The sequence below is a fragment of the Pedobacter cryoconitis genome (genome assembly GCF_014200605.1).
Classification (GTDB): domain Bacteria; phylum Bacteroidota; class Bacteroidia; order Sphingobacteriales; family Sphingobacteriaceae; genus Pedobacter; species Pedobacter cryoconitis_B.
Map to the genome: position 1 here is coordinate 432,648 of NZ_JACHCE010000001.1, position 25,793 is coordinate 458,440.

Sequence of the window (25,793 nt, forward strand, 5' to 3'; positions counted from 1 at the left end):
GATGAGATTATTGAGTTTGAGATTAAACCTGCTGGCTATTTGCGTCCTGTCTTTTTTTTTCGCCTTTGCAGCCAAACCCGGACGTATTCAAAATCCAATGCCCCTTGCAGCCGCATTAAAACAAATTGCTATATACTATGGGGTCAATTTTTTATATGAAGAAATTAATGTCAGTAAAAAAAATGTCGTATTTAATGTGAAAACATTAAAAGGGAAAAAGATAGAACAGGTTCTAACTGAATTATTAACCCCGTTTGAATTGAGCTGGTCGGGTGTTGATGCCAGAAACTACGCTGTTTTTCCGGCTTCTGTTAAAGATAAGAAGAAAAATAGCTTTGTTACCCGTAGCCTGGATACGATGAGTATAACAAAGCATGATAGTCTACTTACAGCACCTTTAATTATTGCGCTTAAATCCAGGACACTTCAGGAAGTAAAAATCACGTCAGACAGGCCTTTAATAGAAAGAAGAAGTGACCGGTATATTATAAACGTTGAAAAAAGTATTCTGGGTGAAGGTTCATCGGTATTTGAATTAATGGATAAATCACCGGATGTACAGGTAAATCAGGATGGACAATTAACGCTTGGCGGTAAATCAGCAGTAAGTATTTTTATTGACGGAAAGGCTATCCTTTTATCTGCTGCTGATGTCAATAGTTTTTTGAAGGGAATGTTTACTGCTAATGTAGAAAAGATTGAACTGATTAATAACCCATCTGCAAAATATGATGCAGCGGGGAGCGGCGGGATAATTAATATTATCAGGAAAAAAAATCGTAAGGACGGATTTAATGGAAATGCAGTCATTAGTTATGGCAAAGGAAAATACAACAGGTATAATGGAGGACTTAATCTGAGTTTTAAGAATAGCAGATATAATCTGATGGTGAATAATTCTTTTATCTCTGAACGGACATTCCTTAATTCAAGTGCTACGTCCGATTTTTATAATGGAGATCAGTTCACAGGAAGCTATGTTTCAGACAATTTTCATGTAAGAGATGCTCAAACTTACAGTCCGGATCTTGGTCTGGAACTTTACCTTTCTAAAAAAACTGTTTTGACCATTTCTGGTAGCGGACAAATACGTTTATTTAAAAACTTATCTAATTCTTATACTGCTGTTTATGATCAGAATAAGGTTTTGACAAGTAACCTTGGGTTTATCAATAAAATCGGGGAGACAGGAAATAATTATTCTTCAGGCTTACATCTGGTGAATCAGCTAGACACCAACGGAAGAGAACTAACTGCAGATCTGGATTACTCTAATTATGATAATTCTTCCGCACAGCGTATTGCAAATAAGATAGACGACCTGCATGGTAATTTGCTGGATCTCTCAGGAATATTCCTGGATCAGCAGAGCCGTTTAAATATCTATTCGGCCAAATCAGATTATGTTCATCCATTGAGCCGGAATTCGAAATTAGAATTTGGTTTGAAATCGAGTTATGTAACGACTAAAAATGGCAGTAAATTTTATGATGTGGTTAACGGGGCGGAAACTCCTGACCTGAACAGAAGTAACTACTTTAATTACACAGAGAATGTTAATGCTGCCTATCTCTCTTTACATGAAAAATCAGGGAAATTTAATTATCAGGCAGGTATGCGCGTAGAACATACCAATGGTAAAGGAACCCAGTTACTGACTGCAGAACAATTCAGACAAAACTATTTTCGGTTATTTCCTTCTGTTTATCTGGAATATAATATCAATGATAAAAATACGATCAGTATGAATTCGGGCAGGAAAATTGACCGTCCTGCATATGGTGATTTAAACCCTTTGCTCCGTTTTGTCAATGCTACAGCTTATGTTCAGGGTGATCCGGATTTAAAACCACAGCTTTCCTTTAATCATGAAATCAGATATGCTTATAACAGGACATTATTTTTCAGTCTTGGTTATAGTCAATACACTGATTATATTATTTACTGGGTATTCCCGGAAAAAAACATCAAAGATCAGAAACAGGAAACTGTTGTCTCCAAACCAGTTAATATTGATAAAGCCAGTGCTTATAGTGCGTCGTTTGTACATATCAAAAGATTAAATTCATGGTGGACAATGAATAATAACCTCACATTTAATTATAATTTATTTAGCGGGGATATTAATCAGTATAAGCTGAATAATCAGGGTAAACCATCTTTCTTTTTATCGACTAACCAGGCTTTTGTGATTAACGACCGGATTTCTGCAGAAACTAATTTCCGTTATTCGGGAAAATCTCAAAATGGATCAGCAATTTATAAGGCTAATTCTAATCTGAGTATCGGTGTAAAAACTACGCTGTTTAATAACAAGGCATCATTATCGCTGAATGTAAATGATATTTTCCGGGATCAGAATTTTATCTGGACTTCAAATACAGGACGTATTATAGAGTCCAGAATTGTCAGAACAGATTCAAGGTCGGTAAAGGTGAATTTTAGCTATAAATTTGGAAAATCAATAGTCAGAAAAATGAATATCAGTAATGGAGCTGAGGAGGAAAAGAACAGAGCGGGTAAGAATTAAAACTATAATCCGGGATTGGGAACAGCTGCGGTACTGTACGTTGTTTTTTCTGAAATGCAGATTAAATTATAGCTTTACTGTCTATGAATAAAACGCTTTCTTCAGTTTTTATTTCTGGTTTGCCTACCGGGATTGTTTTAGTGCTGGCTATGATTTTGTTTTCTTGTAGTCATCCAAATACTATTGAAAATAAGAACAGGGGCTATGGTACTAAGAATGGGGATAGTGCTGGGCATCCTGTTACAGCAGCTGGTCAGACTGGTTCGGGTGAAATTATAAGTGATACTTTGGGGACTGCTGATTTGCCTGCTTCTATTACTTACAAAGGCAAGCCTGTTAAGGTGATGAGCTGGAACGATAAATTAGGAGATAACCTTTTGCTACTTACAGAAACAGGCGAATTTGCATCAGCAGATTCGACAGAATACCCGGATAACAGAGATGCCGAACTACATGTTTATCATTATGTGAAAGCTGGTTCAGCGTGGCAAAAGATTGCAACTATCAATGATCAGATCAATTCATGTCCCGTAGATATTGTAACGCGATTTGTTCCTGGTGCTTTATTTATTACCGATCTGGATGGCAATGGGATCGCTGAAGCTACCTTTGCTTATCAATTAACCTGCACAGGAGGCGTTGACAATAAGGTAATGAAACTGATTATGCTTGAAAATAAAAAGAAATATGTGATCAGAGGGACTACTACAGTAGATATGGGGGAAAAGATCCCGGGAACTATGAAATATGAAGCAGAAATACCAGCAGCCTTTAAGATTTTTATGATTAAACAGTGGAAAGCTTTTGAAACAGAGCATTTACACTAGAAATCATTTTATATTTTATCCTGATATTTATTAAAAATAAAAAGGTGCTTCAATTGAAGCACCTTTTTATTTTTATGGTTTGACCTCTGTATAAGGATCAAGTTCTGAGTTATATTTCTGCTCCAGGTCATCTTTAAAGCGCCTTGCCTTATCTGCCCATTCCGGAGCTTTATTCTGCAGGTCATCAACTATAGATCTGCCATTGACATCTTTTTTTGTTATGTATTTAATTGCACCGTAAACTGCGGCCCCAATTAATGCTGTTTTTAATAATCCCATTCCATTTATTTATTGATGTATCTAAGTAACAGTATACTATCCGAAATGTTTAGAAAAAAAATAACCTGTTCTTATTTAGGTTTAAGACCTGATCAGATCAACATTTTTCAGATTTGATCTAAAAACTAAGCGTTATTATTTCGGGTACCTACAGGTTATTTTATGGAATATCAATTCTGTTTGCATCTGGACTAAAACTGCTTTATGAAACTAAGACCTATTTTACAGACGCTGGTATTGCTATTGTTGATTCTTTTCACTCAATCCTGTATCAGTAACGCTCAGACCCCTCAGATCAAAGTTTTGGGAACAACAAATTCTGCTGAACAAAAAGCCGTCAGTCTTAAATCGCTTCATATCGAAGTACAGGTCTACGGGAACATTGCTACCACCGTGATGACCATGTCCTTTATAAATAAAGGTTCAGGGATACTAGAAGGAGAACTTACTTTTCCTATGCCCGATGGAGTTAGCATTAGTAGTTATGCATTGGATATCAATGGTAAAATGAGAGCAGCAGTGCCGGTAGAAAAAACAAGGGCAGCCGAAGTATTTGAAAGCGTTGAACATCGAAGGGTTGATCCCGGATTATTGGAAAAGGTAGAGGGGAATAATTTTCGTACCCGCATTTATCCCTTCCCTGCCGGAGGTTCAAGGACTGTAAAAATTAGCTATGAAGAAGAACTTCATCCGTCCGCTCAGCAGCAGCTTAGTTATCGTTTACCATTGGATTATAAAGCTGCTATTCCTGAATTCTCTTTAAAGGTAAGCGTATTGGAAAGCAGTCAGGAACCTTTACTTGCCGAACAGCCCGATGGCAGCTTTAGTTTTAAAAATAAAGGCACAGTTTTCATTGCAGAAATGCAAAAAAAAGACTTTCTTCCTGAACATGGTTTAGTTATTAATCTTCCTGCGGCAGGTGATCAGAAAAGTGCATTGATGCAGAAGGCCGGACGGAGCTATTATTTTTTGGCAAATGTTTTAGTAAACGCACCATCACGTACACATAAATGGAGTAATCAGATAGGGTTGATCTGGGATGTATCTTTAGGTGGTCTGAAACGGGATCAAACTAAAGATCTGGCTTTGCTGGATGCATTTATCAAAGCACGTAAAAACCTGACAATTCATTTGGGGCTGCTAAATAATACCTTTAATAAAGCCGGGATATTTGTGATAAGAGATGGAAACTGGGGTGAATTAAAAGAAAAATTGACCAGGCTGGTATATGATGGTGGAACTGACTATAGCAGGATTAATTCTGAGCTGCTAAAAGCTGATGAATACTTATTCTTTACAGACGGTTTTTCTGGTTTTGGTCCTTCTGCTATAGCCTTGAAAAAACCTGTTTATACGATAAATTCTTCGCTTACAGCCGATTTTAGCAAGCTCAAATATATCAGTGCCAGAACAGGCGGACAGTTTGTTAATCTGAATATTGTTTCTGCTAAAGAAGCCTTAATGCAGATTTCTAAAGATGAAATGCAGTTTATCGGTATCAAAGATAATCCGGATATCAGCGAGCTTTATCCGGCTTTACCAGTTCGGGTAAACGGTTATTTGTCTATTGCAGGTTTGTCAGCATCGGGAGCAGAAAATCTGGTATTGAAATTTGGCTATGGTCAGCAGGTGATGCTGGAACGGAAAATTAACCTGGATGCAGCCGCTCAAAGTGCAGGTGTGATTGATGTAAGCAAGATCTGGGCACAAAAAAAACTGGCTGATATGGATGTAAATTATGAGCAGAATAAAGAGAAAATCAGTGAGCTCGGTAAACAATTTGGTTTGGTGACAAGGAATACAAGTTTATTAGTACTCGAATCAGTAGATGATTATATCCGTTATGGAATTGAACCTCCTGATGAATTAAGAGCTGAATATAATAGTTTGCAGAAAGGCAGGGTACGTGATAAAGAAGAAAGAAAAAATGGTTTAATGAAAGAGGCTGTAGCAATGGCAGCAGAATTAAAGAGCTGGTGGAATAAAGTTTTTAAGCCTGAGAAGTTTTTTCCTAAACCTGATAAAAGTGTGGAAAGTATTGGTTTTGCACAGCCTGTACCTGCAATGTCCAGACAAACTGCGGATGCGGTGGTTATTGCGCCTGAAAGTGAACAGAGAAGAGGAAGTGTTCAGGCCGATCGATATGCTTTATCTGAAATTGTTGTCAGTCGGACAGCAGCTATGGGCAGGTTAAATTCGAAAATTGCAGGAGTTAATATGACCAGGCAGGCAGCAGATCAGCCTGTAATTATTGTTCCCGAATTTAAGAGTGATAAAGATTATATGAAAAAGATAAATGGCACCGTAGAAAATGCCTATCAGGAATATCTTGCTATCAGAAAAGACTATCAGACGACACCTTCTTTTTATCTTGATATATCAAACTGGTTTCAGCAGCATAAAGACACCGAAAGGGCATTAATGATCTTAAGTAATCTGACAGAGCTGGAACTGGAAAATGCAGAAATCTATAAAACCTTAACTTATAAACTCAGGGAAACAGGTAACGTGAAAACTGAATCGTTCACCAGTCATAAAGTACTGGAATGGAGGCCGATGGATGCACAAAGTTATCGTGACTATGCATTAGCTTTGGTGGATTGCGGTCAATATCAAAGTGCATTGGACACACTGTATTCAGTTTTGAATCAAAGTTACAGCATGGATAATGCTGTGCGTGATCATGGTATTGAAGAAATTATTCTGGCAGAAATCAATAATCTGATCCATCTTCACCGTTCAAAGCTAAATGTCAGTAAAATTGATAAAAAGTTAATCTTTGATTTCCCTGTTGATGTGAGAGTCGTGATGAACTGGAACAAAAAAGATACGGATATAGATCTCTGGGTAACAGATCCGACTGGTGAAAAGTGTTTTTACAGTAATCAGCGTACTAAAGCAGGGGGGAGGATCAGCGATGATTTTACCAATGGTTATGGTCCTGAGCAGTTTATGATTAAAAAAGCAGTTAAGGGGAGATATAAAATTGAGGTCAATTATTATGGAGACAATCAATTAAGTATCAGTGGTCCAACTACAGTAATGGCCGAAATTTATACCCACTATGGAACTGTAAAACAGGAATGCAAAATAATCGCGCTGCAATTATCTGCTGCGCATAAAGGCGGGGTTTTTATTGGAGAATTTACCTTTTAAGAAGGGGCCAATCTCAAAATTTTAAGAAGATTATGAGTTCAAAAGAAGCCGGCTCCTTTAATGTAAGCCGGCTTTTCTCTTTTAATAATTATCCTTTCAATGCTTTTAATAGCTCTAAAGCTGCATTTTCCGAAGAACCTGGGTTCTGACCGGTGATTAATAAACCATCTTTTTTAACATAAGGGCCCCAATCTGCCCCTTTGCTATAAATTCCACCCAGATTTTTTAATTCATCTTCCAGTAAAAAAGGGACAACATCTGTTAGTTGAACAGCTTCTTCTTCAGTATTTGAAAAACCAGTTACTTCTTTACCTTTGACTAAAGGCTCGCCGTTTTCAGCTTTAACTTTAACTAAAGCAGCTGGTGCATGACATACCAGTGCAATTGGTTTTTGCTGCCGATAAAAGGTTTCTATCAATTGAATAGAAGTTGTATCATTGGCAAGGTCCCACATCGGGCCATGGCCGCCCGGATAAAATACAGCATCATAATCAGCTGCGTTTACCCCACTTAATTTTACAGTTTTAGCTAGTTTTTCCTGCAAAGCGGCATCTTTATCAAAACGATGTGTAGCTTCTGTCTGGAAATCAGGGAGCTCACTTTTAGGATCAATTGGAGGCTGTCCGCCTTTAGGTGATGCTAAGGTCAGTTCAGCGCCTGCATCGGCCAATACATAATAAGGTGCAGCGAATTCTTCTACCCAAAAACCTGTTTTTTCACCAGTGTTACCTAACTCACTATGTGAGGTTAATACAATCAGTACTTTCATATTTATTTGTTTTAGATTTTTACAACCATTTTGCCTTCATTTTTACCTTCAAACAGATTCATAAATGCTGCCGGGATATTATTGAAGCCATCGACTATAGTTTCCGAATAATTTAATTTGTCCTCTTTAAGCCAGCTGGTTAATTGTGCAAGTGCTTCAGGAGCTTTAGCTGCAAATTCTGATACAATAAACCCGCGCATTAATACACTTTTTGTAACCAGTATAGTATCTAATCTCATACCTTTCTGTGCTTCTGTATTATTGTATAAAGAGATTGCACCACAAACTGGTACACGTGCATATCTGTTCAGGTTTAACATAACCGCATCAGAAATATCACCGCCAACGTTATCAAAATAGACGTCAACACCATCAGGACAAGCCTCCTTGATGGCTTCTTTCATATTCTTAGTTGTTTTATAATTGATAGCTTCATCAAACCCAAAGCGGTTTTTCAGAAGTTCTGTTTTTTCGTCAGTACCAGCAATCCCTACTACACGGCAACCCAGAATCTTGCCAATCTGGCCAACAATACTCCCTACAGCACCTGCTGCCCCCGAAACAACAATAGTCTCGCCTGCTTTTGGTTTACCTATTTCTGTTAAACCCAGGTAAGCAGTCAAACCAGTCATGCCTAATGCACCCAGGTAAGCACTAAGCGGAGCCGCTTTTGCATCCACTATGGAAAGTCCTGTTCCATTTGAAGTTTGATATTCTTTCCATTGTAAACCTCCGGAAACAAAATCGCCTTTACTGAATTTTGGATGGTTAGATTCAATGACTTCGGCAATGATGCCAGATTGTATGGGCTCATGTAATTGAAAGGGGGGTATATATGATTTTGAATCATTCATTCTTCCTCTCAGATAAGGATCAACAGACACATATAGTGTTTTAAGTAAAACTTCATTTTCGCCAGCCTGAGGCATAACCTCAGTGATAAATTTAAAGTTGCTAAGCTGTGGTTTTCCAACAGGCCTGCTATCTAAGGTGATTATATTATTCATCATTAATTGTTTTTATAAGTAATCCTTGTTATTTCCCTGGATTTATAGTCCATGGATTATATTTAGTCAAATTTTTTTAATCTCTCATTTTATCTAAAAGATCATTTAATAAATTAGCTTGTTCGTCATTCATTTGAACAGGGATCTGATTTAAAATTTTTCTGCCCTGTATTCTTAATCTTTCTCCTTCGGGAGTAAGTTTAACATAAACAACACGCTGATCAGAAAGGTTTCGTTCCTTTTGAATTAATCCTTTTTCCATAAGTTTATTGAGCAGGCGTGATACATTTGGCATCCGGTCAATTAAACGGTCTTTGATTAAGTTAACAGTAGCTGTATGCTGAGGTTGCCCATTCAAGATGCTTAAAACATTAAACTGCTGTAATGACAGTCCGGTAGGTTTTAAAGAAACAGCAATTTTGTTTGAAATCCAGTTCGCAGTAAAAATAATGTTGGTACTTACTCTTTGCTGAGGGGTTAAAAACTGATGCTGTAATTCATCTTCTATTTTCATACTGCAAATATATATTCCATGGATGGTAATTTTCAGAAATCTTCTGTTTTTTACATTTTATTGATGTTAAGGGCAGGCCAAATAACTAATTTAGAGATCAAAAGAGGAATTAAAAAAGATGGGCCTAAATGATTTAAATCTAGATTATGATGGGAATAATGTCTGTATTACCATTAAAAGCAAGGTGAGTTTAATATTCCGGATTTTTCTGATCAGCTCTAATTTAGTTTTAGCAGGGATGATTATACTCGCTATAGTTTTGTCTATGCCCGCGTTTACTTTAGCCATTGTGATGCTTTTATTGTTTTCTTTAAGATATACCTTATGGAATTTGTATGGCAGGGAAAAACTGACCATCAATAAGAGATTGGTAAGCTATAGCCACAGCTGTCTTTTTTTTAAAACTCATCTGCATACCAAAAGAATCGGGAAAAGATTAACAGTAGTTCCTTATGAGCTATATGGACAGGGGAAGGTAAGAATGGTTAATATCGTATTCGAGGCTTGTAATGTAAACAACGTACCCGAAAATGTATATGAATTTTCTTTGCCCGTCCGTGTCGAACAGGCAGAGATGATTAGTTATATGCTGAGTCTGTTATACCTGAATAAGGTGAATTTTGATTTCAACAAAACTAAGATCTGCGCAAATTAATTAATATCCTTTTTCCGTGAGCCTGTTCATAATATCCGCTCCGATTTTTTCACCCCACATCCTTCCTGCCTGCATCGACTCTTGCATAATAACTGGTGTCTTTTCGGCAAATTTCTTTCCCGCCGGAGTTTTATAGAAAGCGGTAATACTATCAATATCTTCCTTTGATAAATGCTTTTGATAGATCGGGGAAAGCAGGTCCAGTAAATCTTCTATTCCGACTTTCTGAAAGCTTGTTTCAAACTCAGTCCAGACCTCTGCTTTTACCTCTGTCTTTTGGGCTTTAAAGGTGGTCATCATCTGGCTGATAATAGCTTTAAATGTATTCTCGGTTCCATTGGCAATCATCATTTGCTTAACACTTTCCCTGTAGGCGGTATTGTCCTGGCCAAATGATAAAGTGGCTGTAAGTAAGATCAGAGAAAATAACAGGATGATGGTCTTCATTTCAGGTAATATTTAATTGTTTCGTCTATGTATTTAATGAAGTAATTAGTTGATGCAATGTTAACGAAAAAATAGTAAGCGCCCAATAGGTTATATGAAGGTCCTTGTTGATACCATTGCTGTATAAGGGCTGTAATTGGGTTTAATTTTATGTTAATAATATTTTTTTATCAATAATGATACATCTGTATTTCAGCAATAATATTATATTTGGAATAGAGTAAGACGCTGTTTAGAAGGTTGGTGGGAAACGTATTAAATAAAAAAACTGAAAATTAATACCTATACAATTATATATGAAACCTAACCAAATAATATATATATGCAACCTGAAGAACCAAATTCAAGAAGAAACTTCATTAAAAAAACGGCTGTGGGACTGGCCGTATTTTCTATTGTCCCTAGGTATGTCCTTGGTGGAAACGGATTTATAGCACCAAGTGACAAATTAACTAAAGCTGTTATCGGTGTCGGTGGAATGGGCCGGAACCATTTTCCTTATGATGGTACACAGGTAGTTGCGATTTGCGACGTGGATAAAAGACATCTGGCGCTGGCTTTGCCTATGCTGGATAAAGGGGTTAAAACTTTTAGTGATTACAGAGAACTGATTAAACTTCCTGAAGTAGATATCGTGCATATTGCTACGCCACCGCACTGGCATGGTATTATGTCTGTGGATGCTGCAAATGCTGGTAAAGATATCTGGTGTGAAAAGCCAATGACCCATAGTATCGGTGAGGGGAAAAGGGTAATGGAGGCAGTACAGCAGCATGGAAGGATCTTTCGTCTCAATACCTGGTTTAGGTTTAAAGATGACTTCTATGGAATGGGTACACCTGTGAAACCTATTAAAAAACTGGTTGATAGCGGATTGCTGGGCTGGCCTTTAAAGGTTACCGTAGGAAAGCATACTGGATTTGACTGGAAATTTTACTGGGTAGGAAAAGACAATTTACCTGTTGAATCTGTACCTGCAGAATTAGATTATGAAGCATGGCTGGGGCCGGCACAATATAAACCATACAGTGCACACCGTGTACATCAGACTTTCCGTGGTTACTGGGATTATGATGGGGGTGGGTTAAGTGATATGGGGCAACACTATATTGACCCGATTCAATACTTTTTAGGTAAGGATGATACCAATCCCGTTTCGGTCGAAATAGATGCACCACAACAACATAGTGATGCCGTTGGTGCCTGGAGGAGAATTACTTATACTTATGAAGATGGATGCCAGATCATTTTAGATGGTGAAGGAAAAGATACGAATGTACCTTATATAGAGGGGCCAAAAGGCAAATTATATCCGGGATTTAAGTCGGATATCCCTGATCTGGATAGGAAACTGGCTGGTTTCCCTGAGCCTGCACCGCAGGTAACCGATTTTTCACAAGCGGTTAAAACCAGACAGCAATTTGCTTTAAATGAGCAGAACGGTTACAGATCATGCAATATCATTAATATGGGATTGGTTGCTTTGCGATTGGGGCGCTCTTTAAAGTTTGATCCCGTAAAACAGGTGTTTATAGACGATGATGCAGCTAACAGGTTGCTGAACCCTGTTTTACGTGCACCCTGGACTATTTAACGAATTCATTCTTTCTTAACAAACTTCCTAATTATTTCATCTGATGATAAAAAAGATATTTTTTATACTGCTGGCTGCCGTCCTGTTACAAAATAGCATTTCTGCTCAGGAAAAGGCCGACCAGCGTACCATTACAACCCGAATAGCTGATCTGTATGCGCAATTACCAGCTCAGAATTCTGAACTGTTAAACGCAGGGATGAAGGAAATCTCCAGTATGGGAGAAGATGGTTATGCGACTATGATCGGTGGTATGGCTGCCGAAGGTAAAGGGAATAATGCTTTACTGGAATATGCAGTAGGCGGTTACTCAGCTTATGTGAGTAAAGCAGGCCGTGAAGAGGCGAAAAAAATGAGTATTAATGCCTATTGTAAAGCTTTAGGTAAATTATCTGATAACCAGAATAAATCATTTATTATCAGTCAGCTGGAATTAGTTGGCGATGATAGTGCTATTTCCTGTCTACAAGGATTTCTGACCGATGTTCAGCTGGCAGATCCTGCAGCAAGGGCTTTAGTGAAAATCAATTCCCCGGCTTCAAAAAGTGCTTTATTAAATGGTTTAGGTAAAGCAAACGGCCAGGCGCAACAGGCAATTGTAAATGCCTTAGGTGATAGCCGTTTAAAAGAAGCTGCAGGGCCTGTTAATGCTTTGGTCGCTACAGCAGATCAGGATTTGAAAAAAGTAGCTTTATATGCACTGGCGAATATTGCTGATCCTTCGTCCGAAAAAATAATGACTGCAGAAGCCGAAAAAAGTGGCTTTCAATATGAAAATACGAACGCAACTGCGTCTGCATTACTTTATACAGAAATGTTGCTTAAAGACGGGAACAACACCTTGTCTGGTCAGATTGCTGAATCCTTTTTAAAACAAGCTACGGCAGATAACCAGGTAGGTATTCGTTCTGCTGCACTGAAAATATTGGTGGATAGCCGTAAAAATGAAAGCTCAAACATTCTGATTACTGCAGCCGGCGATAAAAATATCCAGTACCGTGCTGCTGCATTAAAATTTTCAGCTCCCTATCTGAACCCTGCTTCTGCAGCACTCTGGATTGATAAAATGGAGAAATCTGACGCGGTCATTAAAGCAGAAATCGTAACTATGTTAGGGGCAAACCGAACAAAAGAAGCTTTGCCTGCTATACTTAAATTATTGAACAGCAAAGATGAGCAGGTTAAATTTGGGGCTATCGTTGCAGCTGCAAATATTGGTCAGAGCCAGGTTTTGAATGAACTTTTGCAGGTGATGGGTAAAGGCGATGCAAAGACTGCAGAAGTGGTCTCAGGCGCAATTCAAAGAATGAAAGGTGAGGGTATCCCTGCCACTTTAGCACAGGCTATACCGAAGGCAAATCCTGCTTTTCAGATTGCTTTAGTTGACTTACTGGCCTGCCGCGCAGCAAATGATCAGCTTGCTGCAGTGTCTGTTTTACTTAAAAGTAAGAATGAGAAGGTCAGACAGGCAGCTTTTGCTTCCTTAAAACAGCTGGTAACCAGTGCCGATCTTCCGCAGTTATTTACATTATTAAATACGACCAGCGATCAGACTTCTTTAACCGCTGTACAGGATGCAATTATTGCTGCGAATAAAGGGACAGCGAACAGAGATCAGCAGGCAGATCAGTTATTACAACAAATGAGCACTGCAACTGAAGATAAAAAGCCTTTGTTTTATAAAATGCTGGCTGGTCTGGGAGGTAAAAAGTCATTAGAAGCAGTTCAGAATGGTTTCAAGACAGGAAATGAGCTCAATCAGAAAGCTGCAATAGCAGCACTGGCTTTTTGGACTGACAGCGAAGCAGCCAGACCGCTGATTCAGCTGGCAGGACAAACAAAAAATAGTGACTTTGCTAACCAGGCTATTGAAGGCTATCTGGGCTTAATCAGAAAAGCTGATTATCCTGCGGAGCAGAAATTACTGTTATTGCGTGAGGCGATGAGCCTGGCAAAAACAACTGCACAGCAACAGGAAATCTTAAAAGATCTGGAAAATGCGAAATCATTTAATTCATTGATTTTTGCCGGGAAATATCTGGATGATCCGGCATTACAGGCCACTGCCGCGAATACTGTGATGAATATTGCATTAGCAGATAAATCTTATCATGGGACACTGGTAAAGAGTTTATTGGATAAGACCATGCTTAAGCTAAAAGGGGCAGACGGTGAGTATCAGAAACAGGCGATCAGAAAATATCTTGCAGAGATGCCAAAAGAAGAAGGTTTTGTGACCATGTTTAATGGTAAAGATCTGACTGGCTGGCAGGGTTTAGTTGAAGATCCAATCAAAAGGTCTAAAATGGACCCGAAAGCTTTAGCGGCAGCACAGGAAAAAGCAAATATCGAAATGCTGGATAGCTGGCATGTAGTAAATGGTGAGCTGCTGTTTATGAGTCATGGAAATAACCTGGCTACGATTAAAAAATATGGTGATTTTGAGATGCTGGTAGACTGGAAAATTATTGATGATCATAAACAAAAAGGGGATGCCGGGATTTATTTGCGTGGCTCACCACAGGTTCAGATTTGGGATAATGCACGTATAAGTGATGGTGCACAGGTTGGCTCCGGTGGCTTGTATAACAACCAGGTTAATGAAAGCAAACCTTTAAAAGTTGCTGACAATAAACTTGATGAGTGGAATACCTTCCGTATTTTAATGAAAGGAGACCGGGTAACGGTTCATCTGAACGGAGAACTGGTTACTGACAATGTAATTCTTGAAAATTACTGGGATAGAAAGCTGCCAATATTCTCAGAAGAACAGATTGAATTGCAGGCACATGGATCTCCGGTGGCTTACCGTGATGTTTATATCAGAGAAATCCCCCGTGCAAAACCATTTGAATTAAGTGCAGCAGAGAAAAAGGAAGGGTTTAAAGTTCTGTTCGATGGTACTAATATGTATAACTGGATGGGAAATACCACTGATTATGTGATTGAAGATGGAAATATTGCTATCCGTCCGAAACCAGGAAAAGGTTCAGGAGGTAATTTATTCACTAAAGATGAATACAGCAATTTCATATTCCGTTTTGAGTTTCAGCTGACTCCGGGTGCAAACAATGGGTTGGGCATCAGGGCACCGCTTACCGGTGATGCTGCTTATGAAGGGATGGAATTACAAATCCTGGATGACGATGCACCAATTTATAAAGATCTGCATGTATATCAGTATCATGGATCAATTTATGGAACTATACCAGCAAAAAGAGGTTTTCTGAAGCCTGTTGGAGAATGGAACTATGAAGAAGTAATTGTGAAAGGGCCAAAAGTTAAAGTGATCCTGAATGGTACATCAATTTTAGATGCTGATCTCACAGATGCCCGTAAAAATGGGGCTGCCGATGGGCAGAAACATCCCGGTTTAATGCGTGATAGCGGTCATATTGGTTTTCTTGGACATGGCTCTCCGGTACAGTTCAGAAATATAAGAATCAAAGATTTAGGAAAATAATTAACAGTCTGTTTCAAAAGACATTTAAAAGGATAATTTATGATCGAAGAAAAAAAAGACTCAGCTCCTGATAATTCAAGAAGAGACTTTATTAAAAATTCTGCTATTGCTGCGGCTGCATTTATGATCGTACCGCGGTATGTTTTAGGAGGAAAAGGATTTTTAGCACCGAGTGACCGTTTAATGGTTGCAGGTGTTGGTGTTGGCGGAAAAGGAGAGAGTAACCTATATAATATATACAAAGGAGGCAAAGCAGATATTGCTTTCCTGTGCGATGTGGATGACAGGCGTGCTGCGGTTTCAGTAAAAAACTTTCCTAAGGCAAAATACTATAAAGATTATCGTGAAATGCTCGATAAAGAAGGGAAAAACATTGATGGGGTAGTAGTTTCTACACCAGATCATAACCATGCAATGATTGCAATGGCTGCCATGCAATTAGGAAAACATGTTTATGTAGAGAAACCTTTGTCACATGATATTTATGAGGCACGCCAGTTAACAGAGGCCGCAAGCCGTTACCGCGTAGTTACACAAATGGGTAATCAGGGTGCTTCGGGTGATGGAGTGAGACAATTACAGGACTGGTGTGATGATGGTGTTATTGGTAAAGTACAGAAAGTTTATTGCTGGACTGACCGTCCGATATGGCCTCAGGGAATTCCCTGGCCGGCTAATGGGGGGATAGTCCCAAAAGAACTGGACTGGGACCTTTGGTTAGGCAGTGCCCAAAACAAACCCTATATTGAAAAACTGGTTCCTTTTAACTGGAGAGGCTGGTGGGATTTTGGGACAGGTGCAATCGGGGATATGGGCTGTCATTTGGTTGAACCTCCATTCCGGGTTTTAGGGTTAAGTACACCAATTGATGTGCAATGCAGTGTTGGGAGTGTTTATGTAGATGAATTCAAACGCGGATACTTCCCGGATAGCTGTCCTCCTTCAAGTCATGTAATTATGACCTTTGAAAAAACGAAGAAAACAAAAGACAATTTGCAGATACACTGGATGGACGGGGGGATTAAACCTGCACGTCCCGAAGAGCTCGGTGCAAATGAAAGCTTTGGAACCAATGGCGTTTTATTTGAAGGGACGAAAGGGAAAATGATGTGCGATGTTTATGGATCTAATCCAAGGCTTTTACCTTTATCCCGAAATAACGAAGTGCATACCAAACAGAGAATAGAGAGAGTAAAAGGTGGGGTAGACGGGCACTACTGGCAATGGGTGGAAGCCGCCATTGCTGGTTATGGTAAAATACAGTTAAGCTCTCCATTTGATATTGCAGGCCCACTGACTGAAACACTTTTGATCGCAAACCTGGCTATCAGGGGTACAGAAATACAGAAAGCAAAAGCAGGCGGAAATGGTTTTGATTATCCGGGAAGGGATATTAAATTAGTATGGGACAAACAAAATTTAAGAGTTACAAATTTTGATGAAGTCAACCAGTATGTGAAAAGAGAATATCGTAAAGGGTGGAGTTTAGGCGTATAATTTATAAGAAATGTATTTAGAAAAAAAGAATCTGCGGGTCCTTGTAGTAGGTTGCGGTAACATGGGGTCTTCCCATGCTACCGCTTACCATACCCTGGACGGTTTTGAAATATGTGGTCTGGTTTCAACCGGTAACAGCAAAGTCGTATTGAATGAAAAACTGGGTGGTAATTATCCACTTTTCAGTGACTATGAACAGGCACTGAAAACAACTGCTCCGGATGCGGTCTGTATCTCGACTTATCCTGATACCCATGAGGCTTTTGCAATTAGAGCAATGGAGCATGGCTGTCATGTCTTTATAGAAAAGCCACTGGCAGATTCTATTGAAGGCGCGGAACGGGTTGCGGAGGCAGCAAAGAAGTTTGGGAAGAAATTGTTAATAGGTTATATTTTACGCTATCACCCTTCATGGCAGAAATTTATAGAACTCTCTGCCCAAATGGGTAAACCATTAGTGATGCGGATGAATTTAAATCAGCAAAGTCAGGGTGCTAAATGGACAGTCCACCGTAATTTGCTGAAGAGTTTAAGCCCCATAGTGGATTGTGGTGTGCATTATATCGATGTCATGTGTCAGATGACCCGGTCAAAGCCTGTTCAGGTCAGTGCTATAGGGGCAAGGCTTACGGATGATATTCACAGGGACAGCTATAATTACGGACAGCTGCAAATCCGTTTTGAAGATGGCTCAGTAGGCTGGTATGAGTCTGGCTGGGGCCCTATGATTAGTGAAACCGCCTTTTTTATCAAAGATGTGATCGGACCAAAGGGATCTGTATCAATTGTGGCTAAGGATGCTGGCAGTGCAGGTAAATCTGATTCTATAGCTGCACATACAAAAACGGAATCTATTAAAGTACATTATGCCGATTTAGATAGTCATGACCGTTTTGCAAAACAAGACACCTGGGTTGATCTGACGGATGAGCCCGATCATCAGGAACTCTGTAACCGTGAACAACGTTATTTCCTGAAATCAATCCGGGAAAATATTGATCTGGCTAATTCTACAAATGATGCGATAAATAGTCTTAAAATTGCTTTTGCATGCGATGAATCAGTAAAAACTGGAAAAATGATAATGCTTTCATTAGCTTAGCTAAAATTTATTACATAAATCCGTTTTTTATATGCTTGTCTTTGGTACAGAAATGGAGCTGATCACCTTCATTTTTGTGTTATTCGAATGTCTGATATTCTTTTTTCAGTTTATCTATTATTTGTGCAGGCCGCAGGATAAAAAAAGACTGTTGTATTTAATATTACTGTTTTTATTGCTGTTTTATAATGTTGGTGCTAACATTTTTCCTGATCAGCACATTCCTTTACCAATCATTTTTCAGAATATAATTGCTTACAGCAGTGGTTTTTTGATGGCTTGTTATCTTCCCTATTACTTTTATAAAGTTTATAATTTGCAAAAACTGCGTTTTCTTGCACTTTATGGGGTACTTTTATTTGTCGCATTGCCATTTGTAGCCTTTTTTCTGATTGGTTATTCTCTTGATGGAGATATAGACAAAGCCAGTGAGCGCGGACTTTTTATACCGATGTTATACGGGGCATATTTTGTCTTTGCCATTTTTAAAGAATTATTTAAGAAGCTCCGTGAAAATATAAACAGTGAAAATATAATTAGTACCGTCATTGTTTGCTGTGCTGTTTTACCCTGGTCAATTTTACCTGTTGTAGTTTATATGGATAGCAGCCAGACCATAGAGGTCCTGGTCTGTAATACCGGCTTCTGTATAATGACTATCATTTTTATCAGGCAGTCTATCATAGAATCAAAAGCTGAATACAAATTATTACAGGAAATGAACAAGGCCAATCTTATACAGGAGGAAAGGTATGAGCAGAATTGTAAGTTTTATAATCTGACCACAAGAGAAACCGGAATCGTAAAATTAATCGATAAGGGATTAAAATATAAATCTATCGCCGAAGAACTCTTTATTTCTGAGAGAACAGTATCCAAACATGTCCAGAATATTTTTATAAAAGTTGGTGTCTCTAATAAAGTTGAGCTGATCAATAAACTCAATGAGTAAAATTTAAAAACCCTGTTTAAAGGGCATAAATCTATAAAATACGTTGTTTTACGTATTCAATTTACTTGTTTTTACGTATTGGGTTTACGCTGTGATGTGACGAGTTTTGTGAATAGGGTATTAACCTCCCGGGTGTGTTTTAGAATACAGGTTTGATTATAGCTGCTTATAGCTTTTATAATTAAAACCTGTATTTATATTTAATCAATTGACTATTTATAAGATGATAAAAAGTTTAGTTTCGGAAATAGAGAGACGGGGAAGTAAGGCTATAGACAGCTATCCGGGATTTGAATATCCAGTACACCTATTACGTAAATTTATATGTGCGGTAGACATCTTCACCATTTTACTTCAAGATGGTAAAATTGTTCATTACAGGGCAGCAGATACTAACCGTTTCAGAAGCTGGCTCATTGCCCATCAGGTAGAAGATATAAAGCCTGAACTGATAGAATCCTGATAACTCACTCTACTGGCTGCCGTAATATGGTTTTAAATTTTTCGGGTGGGGTTGTACGGAAATCACTCAGATAAATTTCATGGTGCAGCCCGGTTTTCTGTAATCCTTTTTGAGCTATAAAATCATGCAGTTGTTTAATAGTTTTTGTCTCTGTACTAAAAGGGCCGGTATGCATGACCTGGACTACATCTTTCTCCAGCATAGTGTATAGCTCGACTTCTTTGGCTAAAAGCAATTGTTTTCCTGATACTACATGTTCAATTGCAGTACATAATGATTCCTGCTTAATATATTCAGGTATACGGATTAATAATCTGTATTTCCATTGATTGCGCGGAGCGGATTCATCCATCTCCCAAAGCCCCTCTAATTTTGACACAACAAAGTCCTGCCTGATTGATTTATGTAAAAATTTAATGGTAAAAGCCGTTGCATATAAGGCTTGAACCTTATCGGCAAAATGTTGTTCATTTGGATCTCCTATGCCTGAAATTGCTATGTATTTTGCACGTCCCATACCCAATAGCGCAGGTGCTTTACCAGCAGAATAATAAGTTTTAAACAGTTTTGTCAGATCTAATTTTTCCATGTTATTTTTTTGAATTGCTAAGAAACAGATCGGTAGTGACAACCCTATGTCAGCAGGAGAGAGAATTTTTTAAGGTAATTTTTTTGAAAGAGATGCAGTTAAAAACATAGATAAGCTTAAGTTTATGAACCAAATAATAAATAATATGATCAAACGGTTCCTTTTTAAATTAAGTTATATTTTTATAACTGCTGTTTTGCTGGTTCATACAGCAAATGCGCAATCAAAGATTAATCCTGACTCCATTAAGACTAAAATGCAATGGTTTGCTGATGCAAAACTGGGTATATTCATTCATTGGGGTATCTATTCGGTCAACGGAATCGACGAAAGCTGGAGTTTTTATAATAAAAAGATTAGCCATGCTGATTACATGAAACAGCTAAAAGGGTTTACTGCCTCCGGGTATAATCCAGAAGAGTGGGCAGCACTAATCAAAGAGAGCGGGGCTAAATATGCAGTAATGACCACAAAACATCATGATGGTGTAGCCCTTTGGAATACCAGGCAGAAACATTATAATGTAGTTAAAAATACACCTGCAAAGCGGGATCTGCTGACTCCTTTTTACGCCGCTTTAGATAAACAGGGGATTAAGCGCGGTGCTTATTATTCTTTAATAGACTGGAGTTCTGTGGATTATCCGGCTTTTACAAAAGACAGTACCCGTTATAAAATTAGTGAAGATCCAGCCCGCTGGCAGCGTTTCCTTACCTTTAACCAGGCACAGATTGATGAACTGAATAAATCTTTCAAACCCGATTTATGGTGGTTTGACGGAGATTGGGAGCATTCTGCTGAAGAATGGAAAGCACCTTCAATCCGTAAAAATATTTTAAGTTTAAAACCAGATGCTATCCTGAACGGACGTTTACAGGGTTATGGTGATTATGATACACCCGAGCAAAATTTTCCGGTAAGCAGACCTAAATTCAATTGGTGGGAACTTTGTATGACGATCAATAATAACTGGGGATATCAGCCTCAGGATACCGCATGGAAAACACCGGTTGAGATCATCTCTATTTTTGCAGATGCGATCAGCAATGGTGGCAATATGCTTTTGGATATTGGTCCAAAAGAAGATGGAACAATTCCAGCGCAGGAAGTTCATCTTTTAAAAGAACTGGGCAAATGGAATAAGAAACATGCAGAAGCTATATTTAATACGGTAGGCGGTTTACCGCAAGGTCATTTTTATGGACCTACTACTTTATCAAAAGACTCTACTGTGCTTTATTTATTTCTGCCAGGAAAGGTCTCTGGAAATATTGTAGTCAAAGGGCTGAAGAATACAATCAAAAAAATCCGTGTTGTTGGTACTTCCACAACTATCGAACCAAAGGTTGTTGGTAAAATTTCATGGAGCCCGGTTCCAGGTTTGGTATTTATTGATGTTCCTGCAGATACACAGGATGAATATATGTCTGTACTGGCATTGGAACTGGATAAACCTGTTAGTCTGTATCAGGGGCAGGGTGGGTTGAAATAGCCTTATGATAAATATTTATAGATATCAATATATTTACACCTCAATATATCTTTGTATAAATATATTGGGGTGTAAATTATATTAACTGCTTAATGTACAAAGATATCCTGGACCTCTTCCAATGATTTACCTTTGGTCTCAGGAACCATTTTGAAAACCACAAAGAACGAAATCAGGCAGCAGGAAGCAAAAAAACAGAAGGTAAGTGCTGGTCCGGCAGAACCTAATAACACAGGGGTCAGCTGCCCTACAATAGTATCCGCAATCCACATGACCATGATACTTAAACCCATGGCTCTTCCACGGATCCTTGTTGGGAAAATCTCTGCTGCGATGACAAATTTCAGAGGCCCGATAGAAAAAGCAAAACAGGCTAGAAACAAAATAATACTGATCACCAGTCCCATATTATTTGTTGCACCACTGTAAAAGCACCAGCCTGTGAAAAACAAGGCTATCGTAGCACCAATTGAACCGATAATATAAAGTGGTCTGCGCCCCATTTTGTCAACTTTCCAGACTGCAATCAAGGTGAAAAGAAAATTGGCCAGTCCAAAAATAACCTGACTTAAGAGCGCATTGCTGATGTTGATCCCTGCGTCATTTAAAATACGGGGACCATAATAAATAATTGCGTTGATGCCGCTAAACTGAGAGAACAGAGGCAATAGTAAACCTATCAATAACGGTCTTCTCATCTCTTTTGCGAACAAATCTTTATAGGAACCTGATTCCTGTCCTGATGTTTTGCTGATCAGGTGCAACTCTTCATTTGTGCTTGCAGTACCATTGATCCTGTTTAAGATTTTGATCCCTTCCTGCTCTTTGCCTTGTTGAATTAACCATCTTGGGCTTTCCGGCACAAACAACAAACCAGTTAAAAATAATAATGAAGGGACAAAACCAAGACCAAGCATGGCTCTCCAGACCTCTTTGATCAGTATATAATCTAAAAGACTGCCCAGTGATTGATGATGATAGGTAAAAGACAAGTTCAGCAAACCAGCATTGGTCAGGTAAGCGATCAGTATCCCTGCGGTAATCGCTAATTGATAAAAAGTAACCAGGCGGCCGCGGATTGAAGCCGGTGCGATCTCAGAGATATACAAGGGGGCGACAATGGACGCCACACCGACACCCATGCCACCCAGCATTCTTGCTAAAATCAATAAGGTATAATCAGCAGCAGCAGCCGTACCAATGGCAGAGCATAAAAACAGCATAGCTGATAACATCAGCATCTTTTTTCTTCCAAAGCGGTCGCTTAGTTCGCCGGCAAAGGCAACCCCGATAATACAGCCGACCAGGGCAGAAGAAACAAACCAGCCTTCTGCTGCCGGGGATAAGCTAAACTGCTGTTTTACAAAAGGTAATACACCTGAAATGACAGCCATATCAAAACCAAAAAGCAAACCGCCTAAGGTGGCAACTATGGTAATCGCTATGAGGAAAAGCTTTGATTGAGACGGAGGTGCCAGTGGTTTATTTTTTAGGTTCATGATTGCTTAAGGTTGATTTAGTTTTCAATACAAATAGTCATTATCCCTTTTGCAGGAAGGTTAAAGTGGTTCTCTAATGGTTTTTTGTGTGTTTCTAAAAGATCACTTTCCCAGATTTTTAAGGATGAATTATCTTTCGGGTTGACCGTCATTTTACTATCCTGATCACCACAATTTACCAGTTGTACTATCGTGCTTTTTCCGTCATCGGCTTTTTTGAATGTTTCGACATAGACATTCTCTCCCTGGATAGTAAAGGGTAAGCCCTTTTCATCTGGTACAGCTCTGGCGACAAGCAATGGCTGATGCGTATTCAATCCAGACTGGTTAGCCTGGAAACTATTGTATCCATGCTCATGCGTCTGTATAAAATAGTGAAAAGTGACCTGCCCCTGCTGATCGGCCCTGAAATTAGTATGCCATAAATTATTCATCACCCACGAATAAATATGGGAAGATTGGGGCGTAAATGCTAACCAAAGCGGTGCATGGGGCAATCCTCCAAGTAAATTGGCTGTAGTGATCTTTCCGATTTCAAATAGTGGCGCATCCGGGCTTGACCAGGTAATCCCGTAAGAACTATTGGATAAATCTACCCATCGCTGCATCGTATACCAGTTTCTGTTTGCATAAGGTAACTGATCAGTTTCTGCAGCTGCACTTGCCCAGGGAATACTATAACGCACCTTTGCATCCGGTACATGAAATGGAAATGCGAAATGAACACTTTCCTTTTTTCTGATCGCCTTTTTATCAATGGTATTGATCAGTTCAATTTTATCAAGACCATTGACCAGACGTATTTCCCTGGTTAATCCCGCTGTACCAGGCGCGGCAGAGCTAACTAACAGACTGACTACCAATGGGCCTTTTTCTTTAATTATAATCCGGGCATCCGTACTGGTCTGGATTTTCTCAATAGAATCGCCAGGCATATACAAATATTGGTTAAGACCGGCAGAATCTGCGTTCACATAATCCCTGTTGGCCGCTATCTTAATTAATTTCTTAATATTCCCTGTTTTTGAGGAAATCTCTAATTTATAAATCCCGTTGCTCAGTGAATTTGCAGAAATTTGGGCCGGGCCTTTAACCTGTCCTTTCGTATAAGCTTTCCCCTGATGAATGCTAAAAGTACTTTTCCCCATCTGTGGGATTTGTTCTGCTATAAAAGCGAGTTCACCGGTACTTAAACGCTGAGAAGGAACAGGCTTGCCTGCAGGATCTTTCACCAGGTCACCAGCTTTACTTAAAGCAGCAGGCACATAAACGACATCTGTACGCGGCCAGGAAACCGTATTGTAAACAGCTATCTGATTACTATTCTTTGCCGCATTATCTTGCTCAACAGGTTGCTGTAAAGATTCGGCAGTTAAATTATCGACAAGCTCTTTAGCTTTCCATACATAAGATTGTTTCACTGCCCATTCACTTTTTACCTTTTCATCATCAGGATGAGAAACACTATTGAATGCGCCCCAGGTATGTTCATTAAACAGCAATAAGTTTTTCCAGCTTTCCTCAAAAGCTTTGACAGGGTAAGCTGTTTTGTTACGGATAGCCCAAACCGCGTCAGCTTGCTTCAGCTGATCTGATAACCTGCGGCTCAAAGCGGTTTCTCTGGCTGCAGACGATACACCATCCGTCCAGTATTCTGTATAATCTCCTGCAAAAGAAGGGATTTTATCTGCATACTTTTTCTCAAAATCAGTAAAAAACTGTTGAGTTGAGGTGATCACCAGTTGAGGTGAAGCATATTTCTCATTCCATGCTTTAACTGCATCCGGTAACTCCGGGTCAATCGGGGCATTATCACTCATCGCCCAGGTCAATATGGACATATTATAGGGAAAACCTTTTTGTGCCAGTTCATCCAGGTACCCAAACAAATAAGGGTTCAGGAAATTTTGAGAAGGATGGCCTGTATAAAAAGGCTTCGGCTCATCTATCGTGAAAAAATTAGGTATTTTATCCCCTTTTAACTGGTAACCAAGAGAATAAGGCTGGCATTGCCAGAAAAGTAATTTTTGTTTGCCGGAAGGCGAAAGCCAGTAAAAAGGTTTATCCTGCCATTGCGCTAAATTACCTATCCGGTCAGAAGCATTCGGGCCTGATAAAAAATATCTGATGCCTGTTTGTTCAACCTGCGCAGCTAAACCCCAGGACGCTCCCGGTACATCCCCCTGAAAAAGTGTATTGATCTCAATTCCCTGTTCTTTAGCCAGTTTTTGAGATTTGGAAAACATTTGCATTAACTGTCTGGAATCCGTCAGGCTGGTATTGATATTGCCGTAAGCCCCATCCAGGTTAATCCATCCTTTTTTTACTGCATTCCAGAACCTGTCTTTCTTCTGCTGGCTGGCAGTAGCAAGATAATTATCAACTACCCATATCGCTTCTGTAGTCCATTTAAAACGGGCAGCCTCAGGGTAATACTGTGTCTTTTCTGCAAGAGCAATTGACTCATCAATATTATCTTCATGTAATTGGAGAACTTTAGCCTGCGTATTGGTATAGCCAATATCCACATGCGAATGTGGCAGGACATAGATGGTCCATGTTCTTGCAGGTTCGACAATACAACGTGTTTTATAGGTTTGGTTACCGGTTAAAATAGAAACAGTTAACTGAGTCGCTTTAGTCACAGCAGGGCCTGGTAAAGGAATTTCAAGTGTTTCAATCCCATTTTTATTAGCCGGAATGACACTATTCTCTTCCAGGCCATTGAAGGAGACGGCGATTTTTGTCTGCTGATAATTCTTACCATTTATAAAAATCAGCCGGACCATTCTTCTGCTTTCTCCATGATATTTCAGATAAGCTATAGTAGGTTGAAGTTGTACATCATTAAAGGCGGTTCCATTTTTCTGAGCCAGCGTGTTCAAACTGATACTGCTCAGCAAAAGGAGCAAAAGAGCATTAAAGTACCTGTTAGGAGTCATTTTCATGAGCGGGGGA

At 39.1% G+C, this 25,793-nt stretch carries 19 protein-coding genes; 11 read left to right on the forward strand and 8 right to left on the reverse strand.

What is annotated here, in order from left to right:
* Position 1 precedes the first annotated feature (1 nt).
* Both HDE68_RS02085 and HDE68_RS02090 read left to right on the forward strand, forming a co-directional pair.
* Positions 2–2,530 carry an outer membrane beta-barrel family protein gene (locus HDE68_RS02085; RefSeq protein ID WP_183878423.1) on the forward strand — a complete coding sequence of 843 codons (2,529 nt, stop codon included), beginning with the start codon at positions 2–4 and terminating at the stop codon, positions 2,528–2,530.
* 83 nt (positions 2,531–2,613) lie between these two features.
* Positions 2,614–3,357, forward strand: coding sequence for a M949_RS01915 family surface polysaccharide biosynthesis protein (locus tag HDE68_RS02090; protein ID WP_183878425.1), 744 nt, complete (start codon positions 2,614–2,616; stop codon positions 3,355–3,357).
* A 72-nt stretch (positions 3,358–3,429) separates the two neighbouring features.
* Here the strand turns inward: HDE68_RS02090 and HDE68_RS02095 are convergent, their stop codons facing one another.
* Positions 3,430–3,636: a YtxH domain-containing protein gene (locus tag HDE68_RS02095; protein WP_183878427.1), complete on the reverse strand. Its 207-nt coding sequence runs from the start codon at positions 3,634–3,636 to the stop codon at positions 3,430–3,432.
* 204 nt (positions 3,637–3,840) lie between these two features.
* Here HDE68_RS02095 and HDE68_RS02100 point away from each other — a divergent pair, with 204 nt between their 5' ends.
* Positions 3,841–6,792 carry a VIT domain-containing protein gene (locus tag HDE68_RS02100; RefSeq protein ID WP_183878429.1) on the forward strand — a complete coding sequence of 984 codons (2,952 nt, stop codon included), beginning with the start codon at positions 3,841–3,843 and terminating at the stop codon, positions 6,790–6,792.
* An 88-nt stretch (positions 6,793–6,880) separates the two neighbouring features.
* Here the strand turns inward: HDE68_RS02100 and HDE68_RS02105 are convergent, their stop codons facing one another.
* From HDE68_RS02105 to HDE68_RS02115, 3 genes are all read right to left on the reverse strand, one after another.
* On the reverse strand, positions 6,881–7,561 hold the full coding sequence (locus tag HDE68_RS02105) for a type 1 glutamine amidotransferase domain-containing protein (RefSeq protein WP_183878431.1): 681 nt from the start codon (positions 7,559–7,561) through the stop codon (positions 6,881–6,883).
* A gap of 11 nt (positions 7,562–7,572) precedes the next feature.
* Positions 7,573–8,568, reverse strand: a complete 996-nt coding sequence (locus tag HDE68_RS02110) for an MDR family NADP-dependent oxidoreductase (RefSeq protein ID WP_183879907.1) — start codon at positions 8,566–8,568, stop codon at positions 7,573–7,575.
* Between the two features lie 76 nt (positions 8,569–8,644).
* Positions 8,645–9,082 carry a MarR family winged helix-turn-helix transcriptional regulator gene (locus HDE68_RS02115; protein ID WP_183878432.1) on the reverse strand — a complete coding sequence of 146 codons (438 nt, stop codon included), beginning with the start codon at positions 9,080–9,082 and terminating at the stop codon, positions 8,645–8,647.
* 118 nt (positions 9,083–9,200) lie between these two features.
* Here HDE68_RS02115 and HDE68_RS02120 point away from each other — a divergent pair, with 118 nt between their 5' ends.
* Positions 9,201–9,737 (forward strand): hypothetical protein, encoded by a 537-nt coding sequence (locus HDE68_RS02120; RefSeq protein WP_183878434.1) that lies wholly within the window; start codon positions 9,201–9,203, stop codon positions 9,735–9,737.
* On the opposite strand, the gene HDE68_RS02125 is transcribed toward HDE68_RS02120, so the two are convergent.
* Complete coding sequence (locus tag HDE68_RS02125) at positions 9,738–10,184, reverse strand: DUF2059 domain-containing protein (protein ID WP_183878436.1); 447 nt, start codon at positions 10,182–10,184, stop codon at positions 9,738–9,740. It abuts the gene before it with no gap.
* 322 nt (positions 10,185–10,506) lie between these two features.
* Between HDE68_RS02125 and HDE68_RS02130 the strand changes: the two genes are divergently transcribed.
* From HDE68_RS02130 to HDE68_RS02155, 6 genes are all read left to right on the forward strand, one after another.
* Positions 10,507–11,778 (forward strand): Gfo/Idh/MocA family oxidoreductase, encoded by a 1,272-nt coding sequence (locus HDE68_RS02130; RefSeq protein WP_183878439.1) that lies wholly within the window; start codon positions 10,507–10,509, stop codon positions 11,776–11,778.
* Between the two features lie 43 nt (positions 11,779–11,821).
* Positions 11,822–15,241: a family 16 glycoside hydrolase gene (locus HDE68_RS02135; RefSeq protein WP_183878441.1), complete on the forward strand. Its 3,420-nt coding sequence runs from the start codon at positions 11,822–11,824 to the stop codon at positions 15,239–15,241.
* Positions 15,242–15,280: 39 nt separating this feature from the next.
* The gene (locus HDE68_RS02140) at positions 15,281–16,738 is read left to right on the forward strand and encodes a Gfo/Idh/MocA family protein (RefSeq protein WP_183878443.1); all 1,458 of its coding nucleotides are present in this window, start codon (positions 15,281–15,283) and stop codon (positions 16,736–16,738) included.
* 10 nt (positions 16,739–16,748) lie between these two features.
* Entirely contained in the window at positions 16,749–17,840 is a 1,092-nt protein-coding gene (locus HDE68_RS02145) for a Gfo/Idh/MocA family protein (RefSeq protein ID WP_183878445.1), read from the forward strand.
* Between the two features lie 31 nt (positions 17,841–17,871).
* Positions 17,872–18,792, forward strand: a complete 921-nt coding sequence (locus HDE68_RS02150; RefSeq protein WP_183878447.1) for a response regulator transcription factor — start codon at positions 17,872–17,874, stop codon at positions 18,790–18,792.
* A 223-nt stretch (positions 18,793–19,015) separates the two neighbouring features.
* Positions 19,016–19,255 (forward strand): hypothetical protein, encoded by a 240-nt coding sequence (locus tag HDE68_RS02155; RefSeq protein WP_183878449.1) that lies wholly within the window; start codon positions 19,016–19,018, stop codon positions 19,253–19,255.
* Positions 19,256–19,259: 4 nt separating this feature from the next.
* On the opposite strand, the gene HDE68_RS02160 is transcribed toward HDE68_RS02155, so the two are convergent.
* Positions 19,260–19,844, reverse strand: coding sequence for a GyrI-like domain-containing protein (locus HDE68_RS02160; RefSeq protein WP_183878451.1), 585 nt, complete (start codon positions 19,842–19,844; stop codon positions 19,260–19,262).
* A 124-nt stretch (positions 19,845–19,968) separates the two neighbouring features.
* Here HDE68_RS02160 and HDE68_RS02165 point away from each other — a divergent pair, with 124 nt between their 5' ends.
* The gene (locus tag HDE68_RS02165; protein ID WP_260171582.1) at positions 19,969–21,336 is read left to right on the forward strand and encodes an alpha-L-fucosidase; all 1,368 of its coding nucleotides are present in this window, start codon (positions 19,969–19,971) and stop codon (positions 21,334–21,336) included.
* Positions 21,337–21,425: 89 nt separating this feature from the next.
* Here HDE68_RS02165 and HDE68_RS02170 read toward each other — a convergent pair whose 3' ends face one another.
* Positions 21,426–22,835 (reverse strand): sugar porter family MFS transporter, encoded by a 1,410-nt coding sequence (locus tag HDE68_RS02170; RefSeq protein WP_183878453.1) that lies wholly within the window; start codon positions 22,833–22,835, stop codon positions 21,426–21,428.
* A gap of 17 nt (positions 22,836–22,852) precedes the next feature.
* Positions 22,853–25,783 (reverse strand): glycoside hydrolase family 38 C-terminal domain-containing protein, encoded by a 2,931-nt coding sequence (locus tag HDE68_RS02175; RefSeq protein WP_183878454.1) that lies wholly within the window; start codon positions 25,781–25,783, stop codon positions 22,853–22,855.
* Between the last annotated feature and the right edge of the window lie 10 nt (positions 25,784–25,793).

What these genes read in the sequence shown, in the direction of transcription:
- HDE68_RS02085 (WP_183878423.1), top strand. Translation starts at nt 2, where the DNA reads ATGAGATTATTGAGTTTGAGATTAAACCTGCTGGCTATTTGCGTCCTG.
- HDE68_RS02090 (WP_183878425.1), top strand. Translation starts at nt 2,614, where the DNA reads ATGAATAAAACGCTTTCTTCAGTTTTTATTTCTGGTTTGCCTACCGGG.
- HDE68_RS02095 (WP_183878427.1), bottom strand. Translation starts at nt 3,636, where the DNA reads ATGGGATTATTAAAAACAGCATTAATTGGGGCCGCAGTTTACGGTGCA.
- HDE68_RS02100 (WP_183878429.1), top strand. Translation starts at nt 3,841, where the DNA reads ATGAAACTAAGACCTATTTTACAGACGCTGGTATTGCTATTGTTGATT.
- HDE68_RS02105 (WP_183878431.1), bottom strand. Translation starts at nt 7,561, where the DNA reads ATGAAAGTACTGATTGTATTAACCTCACATAGTGAGTTAGGTAACACT.
- HDE68_RS02110 (WP_183879907.1), bottom strand. Translation starts at nt 8,568, where the DNA reads ATGAATAATATAATCACCTTAGATAGCAGGCCTGTTGGAAAACCACAG.
- HDE68_RS02115 (WP_183878432.1), bottom strand. Translation starts at nt 9,082, where the DNA reads ATGAAAATAGAAGATGAATTACAGCATCAGTTTTTAACCCCTCAGCAA.
- HDE68_RS02120 (WP_183878434.1), top strand. Translation starts at nt 9,201, where the DNA reads ATGGGCCTAAATGATTTAAATCTAGATTATGATGGGAATAATGTCTGT.
- HDE68_RS02125 (WP_183878436.1), bottom strand. Translation starts at nt 10,184, where the DNA reads ATGAAGACCATCATCCTGTTATTTTCTCTGATCTTACTTACAGCCACT.
- HDE68_RS02130 (WP_183878439.1), top strand. Translation starts at nt 10,507, where the DNA reads ATGCAACCTGAAGAACCAAATTCAAGAAGAAACTTCATTAAAAAAACG.
- HDE68_RS02135 (WP_183878441.1), top strand. Translation starts at nt 11,822, where the DNA reads ATGATAAAAAAGATATTTTTTATACTGCTGGCTGCCGTCCTGTTACAA.
- HDE68_RS02140 (WP_183878443.1), top strand. Translation starts at nt 15,281, where the DNA reads ATGATCGAAGAAAAAAAAGACTCAGCTCCTGATAATTCAAGAAGAGAC.
- HDE68_RS02145 (WP_183878445.1), top strand. Translation starts at nt 16,749, where the DNA reads ATGTATTTAGAAAAAAAGAATCTGCGGGTCCTTGTAGTAGGTTGCGGT.
- HDE68_RS02150 (WP_183878447.1), top strand. Translation starts at nt 17,872, where the DNA reads ATGCTTGTCTTTGGTACAGAAATGGAGCTGATCACCTTCATTTTTGTG.
- HDE68_RS02155 (WP_183878449.1), top strand. Translation starts at nt 19,016, where the DNA reads ATGATAAAAAGTTTAGTTTCGGAAATAGAGAGACGGGGAAGTAAGGCT.
- HDE68_RS02160 (WP_183878451.1), bottom strand. Translation starts at nt 19,844, where the DNA reads ATGGAAAAATTAGATCTGACAAAACTGTTTAAAACTTATTATTCTGCT.
- HDE68_RS02165 (WP_260171582.1), top strand. Translation starts at nt 19,969, where the DNA reads ATGAACCAAATAATAAATAATATGATCAAACGGTTCCTTTTTAAATTA.
- HDE68_RS02170 (WP_183878453.1), bottom strand. Translation starts at nt 22,835, where the DNA reads ATGAACCTAAAAAATAAACCACTGGCACCTCCGTCTCAATCAAAGCTT.
- HDE68_RS02175 (WP_183878454.1), bottom strand. Translation starts at nt 25,783, where the DNA reads ATGAAAATGACTCCTAACAGGTACTTTAATGCTCTTTTGCTCCTTTTG.